Consider the following 18,777-nt stretch of genomic DNA (forward strand, 5'->3'; position numbering starts at 1 on the left):
ATCTTTCACGGGGCCCCCTGTTCGGTCATGACGGTCCGGGACCGGCGCCGCGCTCCTTGTACAGGCTGATGGTGACCGTACGGTCCTCGGAGACGGCGGACTCGACCTTGCCGGCCAGTGCGGAGAGCACCGTCCAGGCGAAGGTGTCGCGCTCCGGGGCACGGCCGTCGGTCGTAGGGGCCGACACGGTCACCGCCAGCGCGTCGTCGATCAGGCGGAAGACGCAGCTGAGCACGCTGCCGGGGACGGCCTGTTGCAGAAGGATCGCGCAGGCCTCGTCGACCGCGATGCGCAGATCCTCGATCTCGTCGAGGGTGAAGTCCAAGCGGGCTGCGAGCCCGGCCGTGGCCGTACGCAGCACGGACAGGTAGGCACCCGCAGCGGGCAGACGGACTTCCACGAAGTCCTGAGTCCCGGGCTCGCCTGCGATCTGGGACACCCTCACCTCCAAGGTGGCACAAGCTGGTTGAGCTGGAAGGCCGGGTGCTCCGAGGGCCTCGGGACACCCACGCCGGTCGCATTCTCCCGTCGGATGAAAGGAGAACGATCCGGCGCAGCACATGGTTCGGCTGTGACGCTATCGCGATCGGCGGTCCGGTGTCGCCCGGAAGGAGCACGACCGCTGTCCGGGCGGCACTGCGGCTCGCGGTCGCGGCGCGCCGTAGTCGTCACTCGCTGTTACCTATTGTACGGCCATGCGTACGGACCGTGGCTAGAGGGCTGCACGGCCAAATCCTTCCCGATTACGCTGCGTTGGCAGGCGAGGCGGCGGCGAGTTCGTGGAGCGCGTCCCCAGTGAGGCGGTAGACCGTCCACTCGTCCATGGGCTCGGCACCGATCGACCGGTAGAAGCCGATGGACGGTTCGTTCCAGTCCAGGACGGACCACTCGAAACGCTGATAGCCGCGGGCCACGCATATCTCGGCCAGGGCCGCGAGCAGCGCCTTGCCGTGGCCGCCGCCGCGCGCCTCGGGCCGTACGTAGAGGTCCTCCAGGTAGACACCGTGCGTGCCCGTCCAGGTGGAGAAGTTCCTGAACCACAGGGCGAAGCCCACCGGGGTGCCGTCCGCCTCCGCGATCAGGGCGAAGGCCGCCGGGTGGGCGCCGAAGAGCGCCTCCTTCAGCTGCGGCTCGGTGGCCCGCGCCTCCTGCGGGACGCGCTCGTAGGCGGCCAGCTCGCGGATCATGGCCAGGACCACGGGAATGTCGTCGGGTGTCGCTTCGCGGATCATTCCGTAAGGCTACGGCCAAGGGTGGTGCGGATGCGGCCGGTCGCCGGCGCTCACACCAGGACCTGGTCGACGAAGCACCAGCGCCAGTCGTCGCCCGGCTCGAACGACCGCATCACCGGATGGCCGGTCTGCTCGTAGTGGGCGGTCGCATGGCGGTACGGCGAGGAATCGCAGCAGCCGACGTGCCCGCAGACCAGGCAGAGCCGCAGCTGCACGGGGTGGCTGCCGACGGCCAGGCATTCCCGGCAGGTGACGCTCAGCGGAGCCGGTTCGGCGCGCGGCAGTTCTGGAACATGCGTGCAGTCGCTCATGATGGCCAGGTTAGATCGCCAGGAGGGCCGTCGAGGCCGCCACCGGAGAGCCGCGGGGACGGGACGGGGACCATGGATGTGATGCCGCTGCTGTTGCTGGTCGCGGGGAGTGCGGCGGTCGCCGGGCTGGCGCGGCGCACCCCCGTCGCGGCGCCCCTGCTGCTTGTCGCCGCCGGACTCGCGGCCTCGTACATCCCCGGCATCCCCGACTACACCCTCGACCCGCACATCGTGCTGCCGCTGCTGCTGCCCCCGCTGCTGCACACCGCCGCGCTCGACAGCTCGTACCTCGACCTGCGGGCCAACGTGCGACCGGTCGCGCTGCTGTCCGTCGGGTACGTCCTCTTCGCGACCCTGGTGGTGGGCTGGGCCGCCTACCTGCTCATCCCGGGCCTTCCGCTGACCGCCGCGCTGGTGCTCGGCGCGGTCGTCGCGCCGCCGGATGCCGTGGCGGCCACCGCCATCGCCCGCAGACTCGGGCTGCCGAGCCGGATCACCACGATTCTCCAGGGCGAATCGCTGGTCAACGACGCCACCGCGATCACCGCCTACAAGGTGGCGCTGGCCGCGGCCGTCGGGGCCGCCGCCACCTGGGCCGACGGCATCCGGGAGTTCGCGGTCGCCTCCCTGGGCGGCATCGGCATCGGCGTCGTCCTGATGGTGCCGCTGCACTGGCTGCGCTGCCGGCTGCGGGACGAGGCGCTGCTGGAGAACACCCTCTCGTTGCTCATCCCGTTCACCGCGTACGCGGCCGCCGAGCAGGTCGGCGCCTCCGGGGTGCTGGCCGTCGTCGTGGTCGGTCTCTATCTGGGCCACCGCTCCTGGCAGGTCGACTTCGAGACCAGGCTCCAGGAGGAGGCCGTCTGGAAGGTCGTCTCCTTCGTGCTGGAGTCCGCGGTCTTCGCGCTGATCGGGCTCCAGTTGCCGGTCGTGCTGCGCGGTCTGGGGGAGTTCGGGACGGCCCAGGCCCTCGGGTACGCGGCCGTGGTCTTCGCCGTCGTGGTCCTCGCGCGCTTCGTCTGGGTCTTTCCCGCGACGTTTCTGCCGCGCGCCCTGTCCGCCCGGATCCGTACCCGCGAACCCGATACGCACTGGACCGCGCCGGTCATCGTCGGCTGGGCCGGGATGCGCGGCGTGGTGTCGCTGGCCATCGCCTTCTCCATCCCGGCCGTGGTGCACGGCGGCGGACCCTTCCCGGCCCGCAACCTCGTGCTCTTCCTGACCTTCACCACCGTCCTGGCCACCCTCGTCGTCCAGGGCCTGACGCTGCCCCCGCTGATCCGCGTGCTGCGGCTGCCCGGCCGCGACCCGCAGGCCGAGACACTCATCGAGGCGCAGGCCCAGAACGACGCCTCACGGGCCGCGGAGGCGCGGCTGGATGAACTCCTCGAAGATCCCCGCAACGCGCTTCCAGGGCCCCTTTCCGACCGGCTGCGGATCATTCTGGAGCGGCGCCGCAACGCGGTGTGGGAGCGGCTCGGACCGGTCAACCCGGAAACCGGCGAATCCGCCGACGAGACCTACCGCCGGCTCTCCCGCGACATGATCGACGCCGAACGCCGGGTCTTCGTCGAACTGCGCGACGCACGCCGCATCGACGACGAGATGCTGCGCACGCTGCTGCGCCGGCTCGACCTGGAGGAGGCGGCGGCCTACCGCGAGCGGGCGTAGCGGCGGTTACGGGGTGCCGGTGACGACGGCCGCCACGGTGCTGCCCCGGGGGAAGGCGTCCTCCTCGGCCAGGGCGGTCAGGCCGTACAGGAGCTTGGCGACGTAGGTGCGTTCCACCGGGAGGGCGTGGCGGGCTTCGAAGGCGGCGGCGAAGGCGTCCAGTTCGGGGGTGCTGCGGGCGTAGCCGCCGCAGTGGAAGCGGGGGTCCAGGTGCCAGCTGCCGCGCGGCCCGCCGAAGGCCGCGCGCTGGAGGTCCTCGACGGTCTGCTGGAGGAAGTGCGGGGCGCCGGTGCCGCCCTTGAGGACGGGGATGCCGACGGCGCGCTGCCCCGGGGCGAGGCCCGCGGCCAGGCCGGCCAGGGTGCCGCCGGTACCGCAGGCCACCGCCACCGTGTCCGCCGCCCCGCGCAGCTCCCGGCCCAGCTCCGTACACCCCTGCGCGGCAAGGGAGTTGCTGCCGCCCTCCGGTATGACGCGGAAGGGGCCGAAGCGGTCGTGCAGGTCGGCGAGCACGTCCGGGTCGGTCTTGCGGCGGTAGCGGGCCCGGTCGACGAAGTGCAGCCGCATGCCGTCGGCGGCGCAGCGGGCCAGCGACGGGTTGAGCGGCGCACGCGCCAGCTCGTCGCCGCGCACCACGCCGATGGTGGTGAAGCCGAGGAGCCGGCCGGCCGCCGCGGTGGCGCGCAGATGGTTGGAGTACGCGCCGCCGAAGGTCAGCAGCGCGCGCTCCCCGGCCGCCGCCGCGGCCCGCAGGTTCGGGGCGAGCTTGCGCCACTTGTTGCCCGGCAGATCGGGGTGGATCAGATCGTCCCGTTTGAGCAGCAGCCGCACACCGCGGCGGGCGAACGGCGCGTCCTCGATCTCCTGGAGGGGGGAGGGGAGGCGGGGGCGCAGGGCGGCCGGGTCGGGGTGGGGCATACCGCCATTGTCCCCGGGTGGGGCGCGGTGCGGTGCGGGCCGCCAGGCCCGCGAGGTCACTTCAGGCGTTCGCGGATCCGCTCGCGCAGCGCGTCCATGGTGAAGCCCCGGGGATCGACCTTGCCCGGCTGCCACTCCAGATGGCCGATCACCGAGCGTTCGTTCCAGCCGTGCGCCCGGCACAGGGCCGCCGCGGCCTTCTCCAGGGCCGCCGTCTGGGCCGGCGGCCAGGGGTCCGTGCCGTCGCCGAGGTTCTCGCACTCGAAGCCGTAGAAGACCTGATTGCCGTCGGTGTCGGTGGCGCTGTCCGGCGGCAGCCGCTTTTCGGCGATCACCGCGCGCAGCACGTCGCCGTCGCCGAGCCCGGCGTGGTTGGCGCGGCCGCAGCCGACCAGATGCACCGTCCCGTCCTTGGCGATCAGGCCGTGGCACAGGGGGCCCGGGAGGTCGGCGTGGCCGTTGTAGCAGAGCCGTACGGTGCTTTCGGTGCCGGACGTCGCGGTGTGGTGCACCATGACCCCGTGGACCGGGCCCCAGGGCCCCATGTGCGCGCGGTTGTGCGTCTTCCAGTCGCCCACCTCGACGACCCTCAGCCCCTCGGCCTTCAGGGCCTCGAGAAAGCGGGCAGCGGACAGCGGTACGGCCATGACCGGCTCCGATCCGTGTGCGGCGGCCGCCGACCGCGCACCGCCTCATGCCTCGCTTCTACGGGATGGGTCGGAACCGATGCTGTGGAACGGCATAAAACGGACTGGTTGTTCGGGGGTGTGCGAGCGATTCCGGCCGCGCCCCGCACGCCCCCATGCGTCAGCCGCGCAGGAACGCGTCCCCGTGGGTGTTGATATGGGCCTCCAGCGCGCCGAGCGCCTCCCGGGTCGCCTCCGGCGAACCGCTGCCGCTGCGCTCGGCGTAGTACGCGGAGCCCAGCTTCTTCAGCAGCTCCGACCCGGCGCGGTGGGCCTGGACTTCGTCGACCTTCTTCTTGCCCTCCGCCAGTCCGCGCTGCGCCTGCTCCTTGGCCCGGTCGAGAAACCCTGACATCTGCTGCCTCCGTGAACTCGGTGCCGTAGCCGCCGTACGGGTACGGGATGAAAGCGATCAATGGGATCAACGGCGCGGACGGCCGCGGGGTTCCCGTGCCAGGCTGGCGGACGGGAGGCGCCGGCGCGACGAGAGTGGGCCGCACGGCGCAAGCGGTTACCGCGACGGGACGGAACGGGGCGGCGCGGCGCACCGGGTGCGGCCGCGGGCGGGGGCCCCGATGGGGGGCGCGGCGGCGCCGGGTTAGCGTGTGCGTCATGGACTACCAGGCCGTGATCGACGAGGTAGCGGCCCATGCCCGGCCCTACGTGGGACGGGGACAGGTCGCCGACTACATACCCGCGCTGGAGCGGGTGCGTGCGGACCGCTTCGGCATCGCGGTGGCCGATATCAACGGCGAGGTCTACGGGGCCGGCGACTGGGAGGTGCCGTTCTCCGTCCAGTCCATCTCCAAGACCTTCTCGCTGGCGCTGGTGATGGCCCAGGGGCACGGCAGCGCCGGAGGCCCCGGGGGCAGCGCCGGGTACCACGAGGACGAGATCTGGCGCCGGGTGGGCCGCGAGCCGTCCGGTACGCCGTTCAACTCGCTGGTCCAGCTGGAGGCGGAGAACGGCATCCCGCGCAACCCGTTCATCAACGCCGGCGCCCTGGTGGTCACCGACCGCCTGCTGACCCTCACCGGCGACGCCAGCACCGCGCTGCTGCACTTCCTGCGCGAGGAGAGCGGCAACCCGGATCTGGCCTTCGACCAGGCGGTGGCCGACTCCGAGGCCGACCACGGCGACCGCAATGCGGCGCTGGCGCACTTCATGGCGTCCTTCGGCAACCTGGAGAACCCCGTCCCCAGCGTCATCGAGCACTACTTCTGGCAGTGCTCCGTCGAGATGAGCTGCCGCGATCTGGCCGTCGCCGGCGGCTTCCTGGCCCGCCACGGGCTGCGGGCCGACGGCAGCCGCCTCCTGGAGGCCCGCGAGGCCAAGCGGATCAACGCGGTGATGCTGACCTGCGGAACGTATGACGCGGCGGGGGAGTTCGCCTACCGGGTGGGACTGCCCGCCAAGAGCGGCGTCGGCGGCGGGATCGTGGCCGTGGTCCCGGGGCGCTGCACGCTGTGCGTCTGGAGTCCGGGCCTGGACGCCCGGGGCAACTCGGTCGCGGGTGCGGCGGCGCTGGACCACTTCACGACGCTGACGGGCTGGTCGGTGTTCTAGGCCCCCAAAGGCCGATGAAGGCTCCCGAAAGCCGGTGCAGGCCCCCGCATGCGCTCGTCTGCGTTGTGGGCCGTCCCCGCTCGGCGCATCGTTGGGCTAGGAGGTGCACCGCCATGGACCACGAGATCCGTGCCGAATACGACGAAGGCGTCCTGCCGCACGAGGACACGCCGGTCAAGCTCTGGCACATGTGCCGGGTCGGCGCCACCACGGCCATGTGCGGCCGGCAGCTGGCCCCGGCGGCCGCCACGCTCCCCCCGGAAACCTGGAGCACGCCCAAGGCCGAGCCGTTCTGCTTCCTGTGCGGTGCGCACTATCTGCGCGAACAGCCGTGAGCGGCGGCGGGCGCCGCACGCCGCCCGTCACGGGCAGCGGATGACCTGCCCGGCGTAGGAGAGGTTGCCGCCGAAGGCGAAGAGGAGGACGGGCGCGCCGGAGGGGATCTCGCGGCGTTCGACCAGCTTGGACAGGGCCAGCGGGACCGAGGCGGCCGAGGTGTTGCCGGAGTCGACGACGTCCTTGGCGACCACCGCGTTGACCGCGCCGATCCGCTCCGCGACCGGCTCGATGATCCGCAGATTGGCCTGGTGGAGGACGACGCCGGCCAGGTCCTCGGGCAGGATCCCGGAGCGTTCGCAGACCCGGCGGGCGATGGCCGGCAGCTGGGTGGTCGCCCAGCGGTAGACGGTCTGGCCCTCCTGTGCGAACCGGGCCGGCTCGCCCTCGATCCGTACCGCGCCGCCCATCTGCGGGACCGAACCCCACAGCACCGGGCCGATGCCCGGCTCCGGGTCCTCGGAGGCGGTGACGACCGCGGCCCCGGCCCCGTCGCCGACCAGCACACAGGTCGTACGGTCGCTCCAGTCGACCACGTCGGTGAACTTCTCCGCCCCGATGACCAGCGCGTTCGTCGCCGAACCGGCCCGGATGGCGTGGTCGGCGGCGGCCAGCGCATGGGTGAAGCCGGAGCAGACCACGTTGATGTCCATCGTGGCGGGTGCGTCCAGGCCGAGCCGGGCGGCGACCCGGGCCGCGGCGTTCGGGCTGCGGTCGGTGGCCGTGCAGGTGGCGACCAGGACCAGGTCGATGTCCTGCGGGGCCAGCCCGCTCGCCGCGAGCGCCTTGCCCGCCGCCTCGGCCGCCATCGCGTCGACCGTCTCGTCCGGCGCCGCGATGTGCCGGGTACGGATGCCCACCCGGCTGCGGATCCAGGCATCGTCGGTCTCGACCAGGCGGGCGAGGTCGTCGTTGGTGAGCACGCGGGACGGCTGGTAGTGGCCGAGCGCCAGGACGCGTGACCCCGTCATGGAATCCCCTGAAGGTACGTGGGCGGGCGGGTGTCCGACCAGTCTCACCTCTCGGTGGCGGCGGGCGGTTGCGAGATCCGCCAATGTTCCGCCGTCAGAACTGGAGAGATCCGACCGCACCGCCTATTCCTCGGGGGTGCCCCCGGGGCCGGCGGCGCACTGCCACCGGGCCCGGGCCCCGGGCCGTCCCGGCCGGGTCAGTCGCGGGCCGGCTCCCCGGTCAGCGCCGTGAAGCGCCGCAGCCGCAGGCTGTTGCCGACCACGAAGACCGACGAGAAGGCCATCGCGGCGCCCGCGATCATCGGGTTGAGCAGCCCGGCGGCGGCCAGCGGCAGCGCCGCGACGTTGTAGCCGAAGGCCCAGAAGAGGTTGGTGCGGATGGTGCCGAGGGTGGCGCGGGCCAGGCGGATGGCGTCGGCCGCGGCGCGCAGATCGCCCCGCACCAGGGTCAGGTCGCCGGCCTCGATGGCGGCGTCGGTGCCGGTGCCCATCGCCAGCCCCAGATCGGCGCGGGCCAGGGCGGCCGCGTCGTTGACGCCGTCGCCGACCATCGCGACCGAGCGGCCCTCGTCCTGGAGGCGCGCGATGACCGCCACCTTGTCCTCGGGCAGCACCTCGGCGATCACCTCGTCGATCCCGACCTCCTCGGCGACCGATGCGGCCACCGCCCGGTTGTCGCCGGTGAGCAGCACCGGGGTCAGGCCCAGGGCGCGCAGCCGGCGCACCGCCTCGGCGCTGGTGGGCTTGATCGCGTCGGAGACGACCAGCACCGCGCGGGCCGCGCCGTCCCAGCCGACGGCGACCGCGGTCCGGCCCGCCGCCTCCGCCTCGGCCTTGGCCGCCGCCAGCACGGGCGGCAGCTCAAGGCTCCAGTCGGTCAGCAGCCGCTCGCGGCCCACCAGGACGGAGTGCCCCTCGACGATCCCCTGGACGCCGAGACCGGGGACGTTCGCGAAGTCCTCCGGGGCAGGCAGCGCCCCGGTCGCGTCCTCGGCGGCGGTGGCGATGGCGCGGGCGATCGGGTGCTCGGAGGAGTGCTCCAGGGCGCCGGCCAGCCGCAGGGCCTCGTCGCGGGAGACGCCCTCGGCGAGGTGGACGCCGGTCAGCGTCATCACGCCGGTGGTGACCGTGCCGGTCTTGTCCAGGACGATGGTGTCGACCTTGCGGGTGGACTCCAGGACTTCGGGCCCCTTCAGGACGATGCCCAGCTGGGCGCCCCGGCCGGTGCCGACCATCAGCGCGGTCGGGGTGGCCAGGCCGAGGGCGCACGGGCAGGCGATGATCAGTACGGCCACGGCGGCGGTGAAGGCGGTCACCGCGCCCGCGCCGGTGGCCAGCCAGTAGCCCAGGGTGCCGAGGGCCAGCGCGATGACGATCGGGACGAAGACCGCGGAGATCCTGTCGGCGAGCCGCTGGGCCGCGGCCTTGCCGTTCTGCGCGTCCTCCACCAGGCGCGCCATCCGGGCCAGCTGGGTGTCCGCGCCGATCCGGGTGGCCTCGACGACGAGCCGGCCGCCGGCGTTGACCGTCGCCCCGGTGACGCCGTCGCCGGGCGCGACCTCCACCGGCACGGACTCGCCGGTGAGCATGGACGCGTCCACGGCGGAAGCGCCCTCCACGACCTTCCCGTCGGTGGCGATCTTCTCCCCGGGCCGTACGACGAACCGGTCCCCGACGCGCAGCTCGGAGGTGGGGATGCGCACCTCACGGCCGTCCCGCAGCAGGGCGACGTCCTTGGCGCCCAGTTCGAGCAGCGCCCGCAGCGCCGCGCCCGCCCTGCGCTTCGACCGGGCCTCGAAGTAGCGGCCCGCCAGGATGAAGGTGGTCACCCCGGCCGCCGCCTCCAGATAGATGCTGCCGCTGCCGTCCGTACGGGCGATGGTCAGCTCGAAGGGGTGCGTCATCCCGGGCATCCCCGCCGTGCCGAAGAACAGCGCCCACAGCGACCAGCCGAACGCCGCCAGGGTGCCCATCGAGATGAGGGTGTCCATCGTCGCGGCGCCGTGCCGCAGATTCGTCCACGCGGCCCGGTGGAAGGGCCAGGCGCCGTACGCGACCACCGGGGCGGCCAGGGTGAGCGAGAGCCACTGCCAGTTGGTGAACTGGAGCGGCGGGACCATCGCCATCAGGACGACGGGGACGGACAGGGCCAGCGAGACGAGCAGGCGACGGCGCAGCGGGGCGAGGGCGTCCTCGTCGGCGGGCCGGGCCGCGGAGTCCTCGTCGGGGGAGGGGGCGGCGGCCGGCGGCTCGGGGACGGCGGCGGTGTAGCCGGTCCGCTCCACCGTGGCGATCAGGTCCGCGGTCGCCACGCCGCTGCCCTCCGCGACCGCCACCTGCGCCTTCTCGCTGGCGTAGTTGACGGTGGCGGTGACCCCGTCCATCCGGTTGAGCTTCTTCTCGATCCGGGCCGCGCAGGAGGCACAGGTCATCCCGCCGATCTCCAGCTCGACGCGGTGGTCCGTGGCCGTGGTCGTCATGACTGCTCCTCTCGCGACGGCGCGGCACCGGCCGCGTCAGTACGGGGAACCATATACCCCCCTAGGGTATTCCGCCATGGCCCGCGCCGCACTCCGTCACGCCTCCCCGGTCTCCCCCTCCCCGGCCTCCCCCTCCGTCCCCCGCAGCGCCCGCTCGCCCATCGCCCGCAGGTACCGGGCCAGTTCCGGTGGGCCGTGCACCGTGAACTCCCGCCCGAGCATGGTCAGCCGCATCGCCAGCCACGCCAGCGAGTCCGGTGCGCTGTGCCACCGGCAGGACCCCTCGTCGAGCGCCGTCACCTCGCCCGCCCGGCCGCCCAGCCGCGCGGCGACCTCCGCGGCCGGTGCGTACACCGTCGCCACCGCCCGCTGCGGGTTCGCGCCCATCCCCTGCATCCGCTCCCGCACATAGGCGGCGGCGTCGGCGGCGGGCAGCTCGCGCGGCGCGGTCCGGGCGCCCGTGGCGAAGGCGTCGGTCAGCCGGTCCACCCGGAAGGTCCGCCAGTCCTCGCGGTCGTTGTCGTACGCGACGAGGTACCAGCGCCGCCCGGACGCCACCAGCCGGTGCGGTTCCACCAGGCGCCGGGTGTGCTCGCCGGCGCCGGTCCGGTAGCGGAAGCGCACCCGCTCGTGGTTGGTGATCGCCGCGGCGAGGACGGTCAGCTGCTCGGGGTCCACCGTCGGCTCGTCGCCCGCCGGCATCGGGACGGTGGCGCTGCCCAGGGTGCCCACCCGGCGCCGCAGCCGGGACGGCAGCACCTGTTCCAGCTTGGCCAGCGCCCGTACGGACGCCTCCTCGACGCCGTCGACGGTCTGCCCGGCGGTCGAGCGGAGGCCCACCGCGATGGCCACCGCCTCGTCGTCCTCCAGCAGCAGCGGCGGCATGGCCGCCCCCGCGGCCAGCCGGTAGCCGCCCTCCGCGCCCATCGTCGCGTGCACCGGATACCCCAGCTCGCGCAGCCGCTCGATATCGCGGCGGATGGTCCGGGAGGTCACCCCCAGCCGCCCGGCCAGCTCGCTGCCGGGCCAGTCGCGGGGGGTCTGGAGCAGGGACAGCAGGTTCAGCAGTCGCGCCGATGTCGCACTCATGCGTTGATGATGCGGGACGGGGAAGGGGCGGAGTCCTCCGGCACGGGCCGTGCGGTACGGGCCTGCGGAACGCCGTCACACTGTGGGGCATATCGCCCCACCCGGACGTAAAAACCGCCCCACGGCCGTACCGTCCCGGCCCGCCGCCCGCCATACTGACCGGGTGTCGATGATCAGCAACCTCCGCAAGGCCGTCCGGCTGCCGCAGCCGCGCACCCGGGGAGTCGACCTCAGCCACCCGGCGCGTTCGCCGCTGGGCACCGCCGTGGTCAACTGCGCGGTGTATGTCGACGGCGTGCGGCAGGACGGCGACCATCCGGCGGACGTGGCGATACGCCAGGTCCGCGCGTCCGGCAGCGGCTTCGTCTGGATCGGGCTGCACGAGCCGTCCGAGCGGGAATTCGCCGGGATCGTCGAGCTGTTCGGACTGCATCCGCTCGCCGTCGAGGACGCGGTGCAGGCCCATCAGCGCCCCAAGCTGGAGCATTACGACGATTCGCTGTTCACCGTCTTCAAGACGGTCCGCTATGTCGAGCACGACCGGCTCACCGACACCAGCGAGGTGGTCGAGACCGGCGAGATCATGCTCTTCACCGGCGCCGACTTCGTGATCACCGTACGGCACGGCGGCCATGGCTCACTCGGCCCGCTGCGCGAGGCCCTGGAGGCCACGCCGGAGCAGCTGGCGATCGGCCCGTCCGCCGTCCTGCACGCCATCGCCGACCTCGTCGTGGACGACTACCTCGACGTCACGGCCGCCGTCCAGGTGGACATCGACGACGTCGAGAGCGAGGTCTTCTCCGAACGGGGCGGCGGCGGGGCCGGCCGGATCTACCAGCTCAAACGCGAACTGCTGGAGCTCAAGCGGGCGGTGGCCCCGCTGGACGGGCCGATGCGGGAGCTGGCGACGCGGCCGGTGCGGCAGGTCGACTCGCGGATCACGGCCTACTTCCGCGACGTCGCCGACCACCTCGACCGGGTCACCGAGCAGATCACGTCCTTCGACGAACTGCTCAACTCCATACTCCAGGCCCACCTCGCCCAGGTCGCCGTCGCGCAGAACGAGGACATGCGCCGGATCAGCGCCTGGGTCGCGATCCTCGCGGTGCCGACCATGGTGTGCGGGGTGTACGGGATGAATTTCCGCTATATGCCCGAAAAGAACTGGACGTTCGGGTATCCGCTGGTGATGGTGCTGATCGTGGTGGCGTGCTGGGTGATCCACCGCGGGTTCAAGCGGAACGGCTGGCTCTAGCCGCCCTCGTCACCGCGGCCGACCCGCCCGGCTCCCGCTACCGCCCGGCCACCTGCCGGGGCCGCGCCGCACCCCAGCCCACCGCGATCTGCGGGAGCAGCAGCGCCAGCAGGACGGCCAGCGGAACGGTCCAGCTGCCGGACAGGTCGTGTACGGCGCCCAGGACGGCCGGGCCGGTGGCGGCCAGGATGTAGCCGAAGCACTGGGCCATGCTGGAGAGTTGGGCGGTGTGCCGGGCGTCCGGGGCGCGCTGCACGATGAACAGCAGCGCCAGGCTGATGGCCGCGCCCTGGCCGAGGCCCAGCAGCGTCATCCATACGTAGGCCCCGGCGGCCGGAGCGGCCAGCATGCCCCCGAAGGCCGTCGCGCACAGCGCCGCCCCCAGTGCCGCCAGCACCCCGGCGCGCAGCCTGCGGCCGACGAGGACAGGGGCCAGGAACGAGCCCGCGATGCCCAGCAGGGAGGAGTAGGAGAGCAGCCATCCGGCGTCGCCCGCACTCGTCCCGGCGTCCTCCAGCATCGTCGGCAGCCAGGCGGCGGCCGCGTAGTAACTCAGCGACTGAAGGCCCATATAGCCGGTGACCTGCCAGGCCAGCGGATCGCGCCACAGACCGCGGACGGGCCGGGCCACCCGGTGGGCGGTGGCCGCCGCCCGGTTGCCGGAGCGCACCTGGGGCAGCCAGACGAGCAGCGCGAGCGCCGCGAGCGCGCCCCAACAGGCCAGCGTGGCCTGCCAGTCGAGGCCGGTGGCCCGCTGGACGGGAACGGTGACACCGGCCGCCAGGGCCGCGCCGCCGAACAGCGACATCGAGTACAGGCCGGTCATCAGCCCCGCGCGGGCCGGAAAGTCCCGTTTGATGAGGCCGGGCAGCAGGACGTTGGCGACGGCGATGCCCGCGCCGATCACGACCGTTCCGGCGAACAGCGCGACGACCGAGTCCAGCAGCCGCAGCGCGGTGCCCGCGCAGATCAGCGCCATGGTGGCCAGCAGCGCCCGCTCCGTCCCCAGGCGCCGCCCCAGCCGCGGCGCGAGGGGTGCCAGCAGCCCGAAGCAGAGCAGCGGCAGGGCGGTGAGCAGGCTGGTGGCCGCGGCCGACATCCCGCTGTCGGCGCGGATGGTCCCGGCGAGTGGCGAGACGGCGACCAGCGCCGGGCGCAGATTGAGCGCCAGGAGGACGACGCCGGCGCCGAGCCACAGGGCGCGGCGGCCGGTGACCGAGGAAACGGGGGGAGCGGGGGAGGGGAGCGGCGGTGCGGCGGGTGCTTCGCGGGTGGCCGTCGGTCCGTCGTCAGGCATGGGTGTGGTCTTCCGGTATCTCGTCGGTCCCGCGCAGGGCGTCCATGGCTTCGGTCAGATGCGCCAGCGCCGCCCGCTCGGCCGCCTCGGCGTCGCGGGCCTCGATGGCGTCGACGATGGCCGCGTGGGAGGCGTACTGGTTGCGTACGGAATCGGGGACGGGGGCGCCGACGACCGACCGGAGCGTCGAGCGCAGGGCGTCGCTGAGGTGGTCGTACAGCTCGGCCAGGACGCTGTTGTGGGCCGCCGCGGCGATGGTGCGGTGGAAGTCCAGGTCCGCGTCGATGAACGCCGGCAGATCGCCGCTGTGCCAGGCGCGGTCGCGTTCGGCCAGGGCGGCGCGCAGCGCGGTGAGGTCCTCGTCGGTGCGGCGCAGCGCGGCATGGCGGGCGGCGTCGCGTTCCAGACAGGCGCGCACCTCGTAGGTCTCCAGATCGCCGGCCCGGCGCAGTCTGCGCTGGACGGCGGCGCCGAAGCCGCTGCTGGCGCGGACGTAGGTGCCGTCGCCCTGCCGCGGTTCGAGCATCCCGGTGTGCACCAGGGCGCGCACCGCCTCCCGGACGGTGTTGCGGCCGACGTCGAGCTGCTCGACGAGCAGCGGCTCGGCGGGGATCTTCGTCCCGACCGGCCACTCGCCGTCGGCGATCAGGCTCTCCATCTGCTCGATGACCAGGTCCACCAGGCTGGTACGGGCGGTGCTGCGCAGCGGCATGGCAAGTCCTCCGTGTGATTCCACCGGTGATGGGAACATCCCATGTTTCGCGGTGTCAAACGGGCGGGGCTAGCCTGAGGGCGCCGATGATCTCGGCAAACGCGTCGGAAAGCGTGTCGGAAAGCGCTTCGGCACGTACGCCGGCGAGCGCGTCGGCAGGACGCGGAACGACGCGGTGAACGCCTGGGGAGAGGGCCGAAGGACCATGGACATGCGCGCCCGGCGGGTGTCGCCCTGGAAGGGCCAGTGGCCGGTGATCGGCGTGGTCGCGGCGGGCGGCGCGATCGGCGCCGTGGCGCGCTACGGCGCCACGCTGCTGTGGCCGACGGCCGCCGGCGCCTTCCCCTGGACGATCCTGGCCGTCAACGTCGTCGGCTGTGCGCTGATGGGCGTGCTGATGGTGCTGATCACCGAGCTGTTCTCACCGCACCGGCTGGTGCGGCCCTTCCTGGGCACCGGCATCCTCGGCGGGTTCACCACCTTCTCGACCTATGCGGTGGACATCCAGCAGCTGGTGGACGCCCGGCGGGCGCCCCTGGCGCTGGCCTATCTGGCGGGCACCCTGCTCGCCGCGCTGGCGGCCGTATGGGGTGCGGGGGCCGCCACCCGCGAACTTCTGGCAGTTCTCGAACGGAAGGAGCGCGCGGCATGATCGGACTCGGCACCCCGGCGCTGCGGCTGACGGCGATCGTCGGCGAACACGAGGTGTGGCACCACCGGCCGCTGTACGCGGAGATCGTGCACCGTGCGCATGCGGCCGGGCTGAGCGGCGCCAGCGTCTTCCGCGGTATCGAGGGCTTCGGCGCCTCGTCGGTCATCCACACCCAACGGCTGCTCTCCCTGAGCGAGGACCTGCCCGTCGCGGTCGTGGTCGTGGACACCGAGGAACGGGTGCGCGGCCTGCTGCCGCAGCTGGCCGAACTGGTCGGGGACCGGGGCCTGGTCACCGTCGACCGGTGCGAGATCATCGCGTACGGGACCGGGGACGCGACCGGTACGGACGGCGGCGGGGCGGGCGGGCGCGGGTGAACTGGTTGCTGGTGGTGGCCGGTGCGGCGGTCGGCGCGCCGCTGCGGTATCTCACCGACCGCTTGGTGCAGTCCCGGCACGACAGCGTCTTCCCCTGGGGGACGTTCACCGTCAACGCCATCGGCTCGTGGATCCTCGGCATGCTGAGCGGCGCCGTCGCCGTCGGCGCCGCCTCCTCGCACGTCCAGCTCCTCCTCGGCACCGGACTGTGCGGCGCCCTGACCACGTACTCGACCTTCTCCTACGAGACGTTGCGGCTGGCGGTGGACGGCGCCCGCCTGTACGCCGTCGCCAACGCGGTGGCGAGCGTGGCCGCCGGGCTGGGCGCGGCGTTCGCGGGGGTGCTCTGCGCACGGGCGCTGTGGGGCTGACCGGCAGGTCCGGCCCGCCGCCGCCCGGTACTTTCCGGCCGCCCGTGGGTATCCTCCGCGTATCCGGCATGGCCGGCGGACCGGGACCGGGGGAGTGGACCGTGGCAGAGGTGTTTCTGCGGCGTCTGACCAGGTGGCAGGCGGAGACCCAGCGGGAGTCGGTCGCCGGACTGTACGCCGCGGCGCACCGCGATCCGCCCGCCGCCGCACACGCCCTGCAACGGGAGGACTTCCTGCGGCGGTTCACCGGGCACGACATCCAGCGCCCCGGTTTCGAGATGGTCATCGGCAGCGATCCGGCGCCGGCCGGCTGCTGTTACGGCTATCCGGCCGACCGGGAGGGCGAGTGGCCCGGGACGTATGCCGCCGGGCCGTGGGGCGACCGGGTGCCGCCGGGTGAGGTGGGGGAGGCGGCCGCGGCGGGAAGGCTGTTCCTGGTGGCGGGGTTGATGGTGCTGCCCGCGTACCGGCGTACCGGCGTCGCCACCCGCCTGATGCAGACGCTGCTGCTGCGCAGCACCGCCACCCTGGCCCTCGCCGTCATCGCGGCGGACAACGCCCCCGCCCGGGCCGCGTTCCGCTCCTGGGGCTGGCGCCCGTGGGACGGCGGCCCGTCCGGCGACGGCCCCGCAGGCCCGCAACCGGAGGCGTGGATCCGCCCGTTGCCGTAGGACGCACGCACCCGCCGTACGGGCGCAAGCGCTGGGGCCCGGGAGATATACCTCACCGGGCCCCACCGCTGTCATCGCGAACGCGTGGGAGGTACGCGATCGTTGCCGGCGGCGCCTTTGTCGTCGGCGGTGACCGCGGACCGGCGTCGCTGGGTGTGCCGAAGACCGACCGCCAGGTACCGGCCCTCGGCGGCCACGCCGCAGTCGTGGCCGCGGCCGCACAGGCGGCCGGTCAAAGGGGTGGATCAGCGGATCAGTGCGTCAGGCCGTTGGCCCACAGCTGGTCCACCTTGGCGCGCTCGTTCTGGTCGGGCTGGGTGTTCTGGCAGGACGGGCCGGGCCCGCCGCCGGACATCAGCTCGCTGCACGGACCCTCGTAGTGGTCCGGCAGCCCCAGCACATGGCCGGTCTCATGGGCGACCACCCGTGTGGAGTTGTACTCCTGGGACTGCTTGTGGTCGATGAACACGAAACCCTTGCCGTGCCCGTCGGTGCTGGCGTACGAGCCACGCGGGTCGTCGCCTTCCTTGTACTGGAAGTCGCCGCCGCTGCCTTCCTGGAGCTTGACGTTCTGCACGGCGCCGTTCCATATGGACGCGCTCTGGGCTATCTGGTCCTTGTACGTCGGCGCCGCACTCGCGTCGTACGTCACGGTGACCGACTTCAGGCCCGGGTGGGCCTTCATCTTCGCCAGGGCCGACTTCATGACGGCCTGGAAGAACGCCTTGCTGTCGGCCTTCTCGGCCGCCGATCCGGTGTAGGCCGCGATGGAGGCCGGCGTGCTCTGGTGGGAGGAGGGGGACGGAGAGGTGGACGCTGCCGAAACCGGCGCCGCGGCGGCGAACACGGCAGCGAGGCCCAGTCCGAGCGCTGCCGACAGCGCCGTCTTGGGAGAGCTCATGTGGGGGGCTCCTTAATCTCCGAGGGCCGCGGTCGCCGTGTGGGGCGGCGACCGGGGCCCTGCGGATTTCTTGGTGCCGTTGAGTCTGGACGGAGTTCACCCGTGCGGCGGAGATGTTAACTAGCGATAGCGCCAGGCAATACCCCTGTGGCGCGCAGTCGAACACCATCCGAAAAAGAGCGAGTTCACGAGGTTTAAGACTCTGGTGTGTCCGTTGCCGACGATTTATGCTCCGAAGCGTGGAGCTCGAGGTAAGGCATCTTCGCGCAGTGTGTGCCATCGCCGACGCGGGCAGCGTACGCAGAGCGGCCCGGGAGTTGGGGATGACTCAGCCTTCCCTCACGACGCAGCTGCGACGCATCGAAAAGGCCCTCGGCGGCCAGCTGTTCTTCCGCGGCGCCACCGGCAGCCGCCCGACGCCGCTGGGTCATTCCGTGCTGTGCAGAGCGCGCCCGATTGTGGCCGAAATGCGCGCATTGATCGACGAGATAGCCTCCGCGTCCGTTCGTGAACGGGGCGTGCGGCTGCGCATCGGCAGCACCAACAGCCGCGCCGTCGCCGGGTGGCTGCGCCGGCTGCGCGTGCGCCTCCCGGACACGGACACCACCATCAGGACCGATGTCTCCGCCAACGCGCTGCTGCACATGGTCGCGATGGGGCAGCTCGACGTCGCGTTCGTGCACGAGGTCGAGGGTGCGCCGCTGCGGGTCCCCGACGGCCTGGCCGAACACGAACTCATCGCCCGCGAACCGCAGTTCATCGCCCTGTCCGACGCCCACCCCGCGGCCGCCCGCGACGTCGTCCACCTCGGTGACCTCGCCGACGACCAGTGGATGGTCGACCCGTCCGTCGACGGCGAATGGGCGGGGCTGCGCCGCATCTGGACCGCCGCGGGCATCAACCCCCGGGTCGTCCACGGCGACTACCTCACCACCGTCGACCTGGTCACGGCCGGCGAGGTGGTCACCCCCTGTCAGCCCACCGCCCGCTCCCGCCCCGGGATGGCCGTCCGCCCCCTGCACGGCGACCCGCTGGCCGTACGCCTCTTCATGGCCGTCCGTCCCGAAGGCGCCCTGGCCGCCCCCGCGGACGCCCTGTTCGCCGATCTGACCGCGTCCTATATGGAGATCGCGTGGTCCAGCGAGACCTACCGCGAGTGGCTGATGCGGCAGGAGGGGCCGCTGCCACTGCCGGTCCCGGCTGCGGCTCCGTAGGGCCCCACTCGCCGTCACCCGCACCGCTGCCGCGGCGTGCCGCAGGTGCCGTTCGGCGAGCAGTCGT

At 72.9% G+C, this 18,777-nt stretch carries 21 protein-coding genes; 9 read left to right on the forward strand and 12 right to left on the reverse strand.

Going from position 1 to position 18,777, the window contains the following annotated elements:
* Nucleotides 1-25: 25 nt before the first annotated feature.
* The 3 genes from B1H19_RS27100 to B1H19_RS27110 form a co-directional block, all read right to left on the reverse strand.
* Complete coding sequence (locus B1H19_RS27100; protein ID WP_083107350.1) at nt 26-439, reverse strand: ATP-binding protein; 414 nt, start codon at nt 437-439, stop codon at nt 26-28.
* A 304-nt stretch (nt 440-743) separates the two neighbouring features.
* A complete protein-coding gene (locus B1H19_RS27105) occupies nt 744-1,232 on the reverse strand; it encodes a GNAT family N-acetyltransferase (protein WP_083107351.1) in 489 nt (162 codons plus the stop codon).
* Nucleotides 1,233-1,282: 50 nt separating this feature from the next.
* A complete protein-coding gene (locus tag B1H19_RS27110; RefSeq protein ID WP_083107352.1) occupies nt 1,283-1,543 on the reverse strand; it encodes a UBP-type zinc finger domain-containing protein in 261 nt (86 codons plus the stop codon).
* 72 nt (nt 1,544-1,615) lie between these two features.
* Between B1H19_RS27110 and B1H19_RS27115 the strand changes: the two genes are divergently transcribed.
* Nucleotides 1,616-3,214 carry a Na+/H+ antiporter gene (locus tag B1H19_RS27115; protein ID WP_083107353.1) on the forward strand — a complete coding sequence of 533 codons (1,599 nt, stop codon included), beginning with the start codon at nt 1,616-1,618 and terminating at the stop codon, nt 3,212-3,214.
* A gap of 6 nt (nt 3,215-3,220) precedes the next feature.
* On the opposite strand, the gene B1H19_RS27120 is transcribed toward B1H19_RS27115, so the two are convergent.
* The 3 genes from B1H19_RS27120 to B1H19_RS27130 all read right to left on the reverse strand — a co-directional run bounded on the left by B1H19_RS27120 (nt 3,221) and on the right by B1H19_RS27130 (nt 5,173).
* Nucleotides 3,221-4,132, reverse strand: coding sequence for a 1-aminocyclopropane-1-carboxylate deaminase/D-cysteine desulfhydrase (locus B1H19_RS27120; RefSeq protein ID WP_083107354.1), 912 nt, complete (start codon nt 4,130-4,132; stop codon nt 3,221-3,223).
* A 56-nt stretch (nt 4,133-4,188) separates the two neighbouring features.
* Complete coding sequence (locus tag B1H19_RS27125; protein WP_030067825.1) at nt 4,189-4,779, reverse strand: N-acetylmuramoyl-L-alanine amidase; 591 nt, start codon at nt 4,777-4,779, stop codon at nt 4,189-4,191.
* 160 nt (nt 4,780-4,939) lie between these two features.
* Nucleotides 4,940-5,173 carry a hypothetical protein gene (locus tag B1H19_RS27130; protein ID WP_083107355.1) on the reverse strand — a complete coding sequence of 78 codons (234 nt, stop codon included), beginning with the start codon at nt 5,171-5,173 and terminating at the stop codon, nt 4,940-4,942.
* A 257-nt stretch (nt 5,174-5,430) separates the two neighbouring features.
* Between B1H19_RS27130 and B1H19_RS27135 the strand changes: the two genes are divergently transcribed.
* Both B1H19_RS27135 and B1H19_RS27140 read left to right on the forward strand, forming a co-directional pair.
* Nucleotides 5,431-6,384 (forward strand): glutaminase, encoded by a 954-nt coding sequence (locus B1H19_RS27135; RefSeq protein ID WP_083107356.1) that lies wholly within the window; start codon nt 5,431-5,433, stop codon nt 6,382-6,384.
* 113 nt (nt 6,385-6,497) lie between these two features.
* Nucleotides 6,498-6,719, forward strand: coding sequence for a hypothetical protein (locus B1H19_RS27140; RefSeq protein WP_083107357.1), 222 nt, complete (start codon nt 6,498-6,500; stop codon nt 6,717-6,719).
* Nucleotides 6,720-6,746: 27 nt separating this feature from the next.
* On the opposite strand, the gene B1H19_RS27145 is transcribed toward B1H19_RS27140, so the two are convergent.
* The 3 genes from B1H19_RS27145 to B1H19_RS27155 all read right to left on the reverse strand — a co-directional run bounded on the left by B1H19_RS27145 (nt 6,747) and on the right by B1H19_RS27155 (nt 11,260).
* Nucleotides 6,747-7,691 (reverse strand): beta-ketoacyl-ACP synthase III, encoded by a 945-nt coding sequence (locus B1H19_RS27145; RefSeq protein ID WP_083107358.1) that lies wholly within the window; start codon nt 7,689-7,691, stop codon nt 6,747-6,749.
* Nucleotides 7,692-7,888: 197 nt separating this feature from the next.
* Nucleotides 7,889-10,171, reverse strand: coding sequence for a heavy metal translocating P-type ATPase (locus B1H19_RS27150; RefSeq protein WP_083107359.1), 2,283 nt, complete (start codon nt 10,169-10,171; stop codon nt 7,889-7,891).
* Nucleotides 10,172-10,267: 96 nt separating this feature from the next.
* On the reverse strand, nt 10,268-11,260 hold the full coding sequence (locus B1H19_RS27155; RefSeq protein ID WP_083107360.1) for a helix-turn-helix transcriptional regulator: 993 nt from the start codon (nt 11,258-11,260) through the stop codon (nt 10,268-10,270).
* A gap of 169 nt (nt 11,261-11,429) precedes the next feature.
* On the opposite strand from B1H19_RS27155, the gene B1H19_RS27160 reads away from it, so the two are divergent.
* Nucleotides 11,430-12,515, forward strand: coding sequence for a magnesium and cobalt transport protein CorA (locus tag B1H19_RS27160; protein ID WP_083107361.1), 1,086 nt, complete (start codon nt 11,430-11,432; stop codon nt 12,513-12,515).
* Nucleotides 12,516-12,552: 37 nt separating this feature from the next.
* Here B1H19_RS27160 and B1H19_RS27165 read toward each other — a convergent pair whose 3' ends face one another.
* Nucleotides 12,553-13,812: a CynX/NimT family MFS transporter gene (locus tag B1H19_RS27165; protein WP_083107362.1), complete on the reverse strand. Its 1,260-nt coding sequence runs from the start codon at nt 13,810-13,812 to the stop codon at nt 12,553-12,555.
* Nucleotides 13,805-14,524 (reverse strand): FadR/GntR family transcriptional regulator, encoded by a 720-nt coding sequence (locus B1H19_RS27170; protein ID WP_083107363.1) that lies wholly within the window; start codon nt 14,522-14,524, stop codon nt 13,805-13,807. Before B1H19_RS27170 ends, B1H19_RS27165 begins: the two co-directional genes overlap by 8 nt.
* A gap of 205 nt (nt 14,525-14,729) precedes the next feature.
* On the opposite strand from B1H19_RS27170, the gene crcB (B1H19_RS27175) reads away from it, so the two are divergent.
* From crcB (B1H19_RS27175) to B1H19_RS27190, 4 genes are all read left to right on the forward strand, one after another.
* Nucleotides 14,730-15,176, forward strand: a complete 447-nt coding sequence (crcB, locus tag B1H19_RS27175) for a fluoride efflux transporter CrcB (RefSeq protein WP_203237239.1) — start codon at nt 14,730-14,732, stop codon at nt 15,174-15,176.
* Nucleotides 15,173-15,553, forward strand: coding sequence for a DUF190 domain-containing protein (locus B1H19_RS27180; RefSeq protein ID WP_083107364.1), 381 nt, complete (start codon nt 15,173-15,175; stop codon nt 15,551-15,553). The genes crcB (B1H19_RS27175) and B1H19_RS27180 overlap by 4 nt, the downstream gene beginning before the upstream one ends.
* Nucleotides 15,550-15,924, forward strand: a complete 375-nt coding sequence (gene crcB / locus B1H19_RS27185) for a fluoride efflux transporter CrcB (protein WP_083107365.1) — start codon at nt 15,550-15,552, stop codon at nt 15,922-15,924. Before B1H19_RS27180 ends, crcB (B1H19_RS27185) begins: the two co-directional genes overlap by 4 nt.
* A gap of 101 nt (nt 15,925-16,025) precedes the next feature.
* The gene (locus B1H19_RS27190) at nt 16,026-16,595 is read left to right on the forward strand and encodes a GNAT family N-acetyltransferase (protein ID WP_159028142.1); all 570 of its coding nucleotides are present in this window, start codon (nt 16,026-16,028) and stop codon (nt 16,593-16,595) included.
* A 253-nt stretch (nt 16,596-16,848) separates the two neighbouring features.
* Here the strand turns inward: B1H19_RS27190 and snpA are convergent, their stop codons facing one another.
* Complete coding sequence (gene snpA, locus B1H19_RS27195) at nt 16,849-17,496, reverse strand: snapalysin (protein WP_083107367.1); 648 nt, start codon at nt 17,494-17,496, stop codon at nt 16,849-16,851.
* 227 nt (nt 17,497-17,723) lie between these two features.
* Here snpA and B1H19_RS27200 point away from each other — a divergent pair, with 227 nt between their 5' ends.
* Nucleotides 17,724-18,710, forward strand: a complete 987-nt coding sequence (locus tag B1H19_RS27200; protein ID WP_083107368.1) for a LysR family transcriptional regulator — start codon at nt 17,724-17,726, stop codon at nt 18,708-18,710.
* Nucleotides 18,711-18,777: the final 67 nt, after the last annotated feature.

The sequence above is a fragment of the Streptomyces gilvosporeus genome (assembly GCF_002082195.1).
GTDB classification, from domain to species: domain Bacteria; phylum Actinomycetota; class Actinomycetes; order Streptomycetales; family Streptomycetaceae; genus Streptomyces; species Streptomyces gilvosporeus.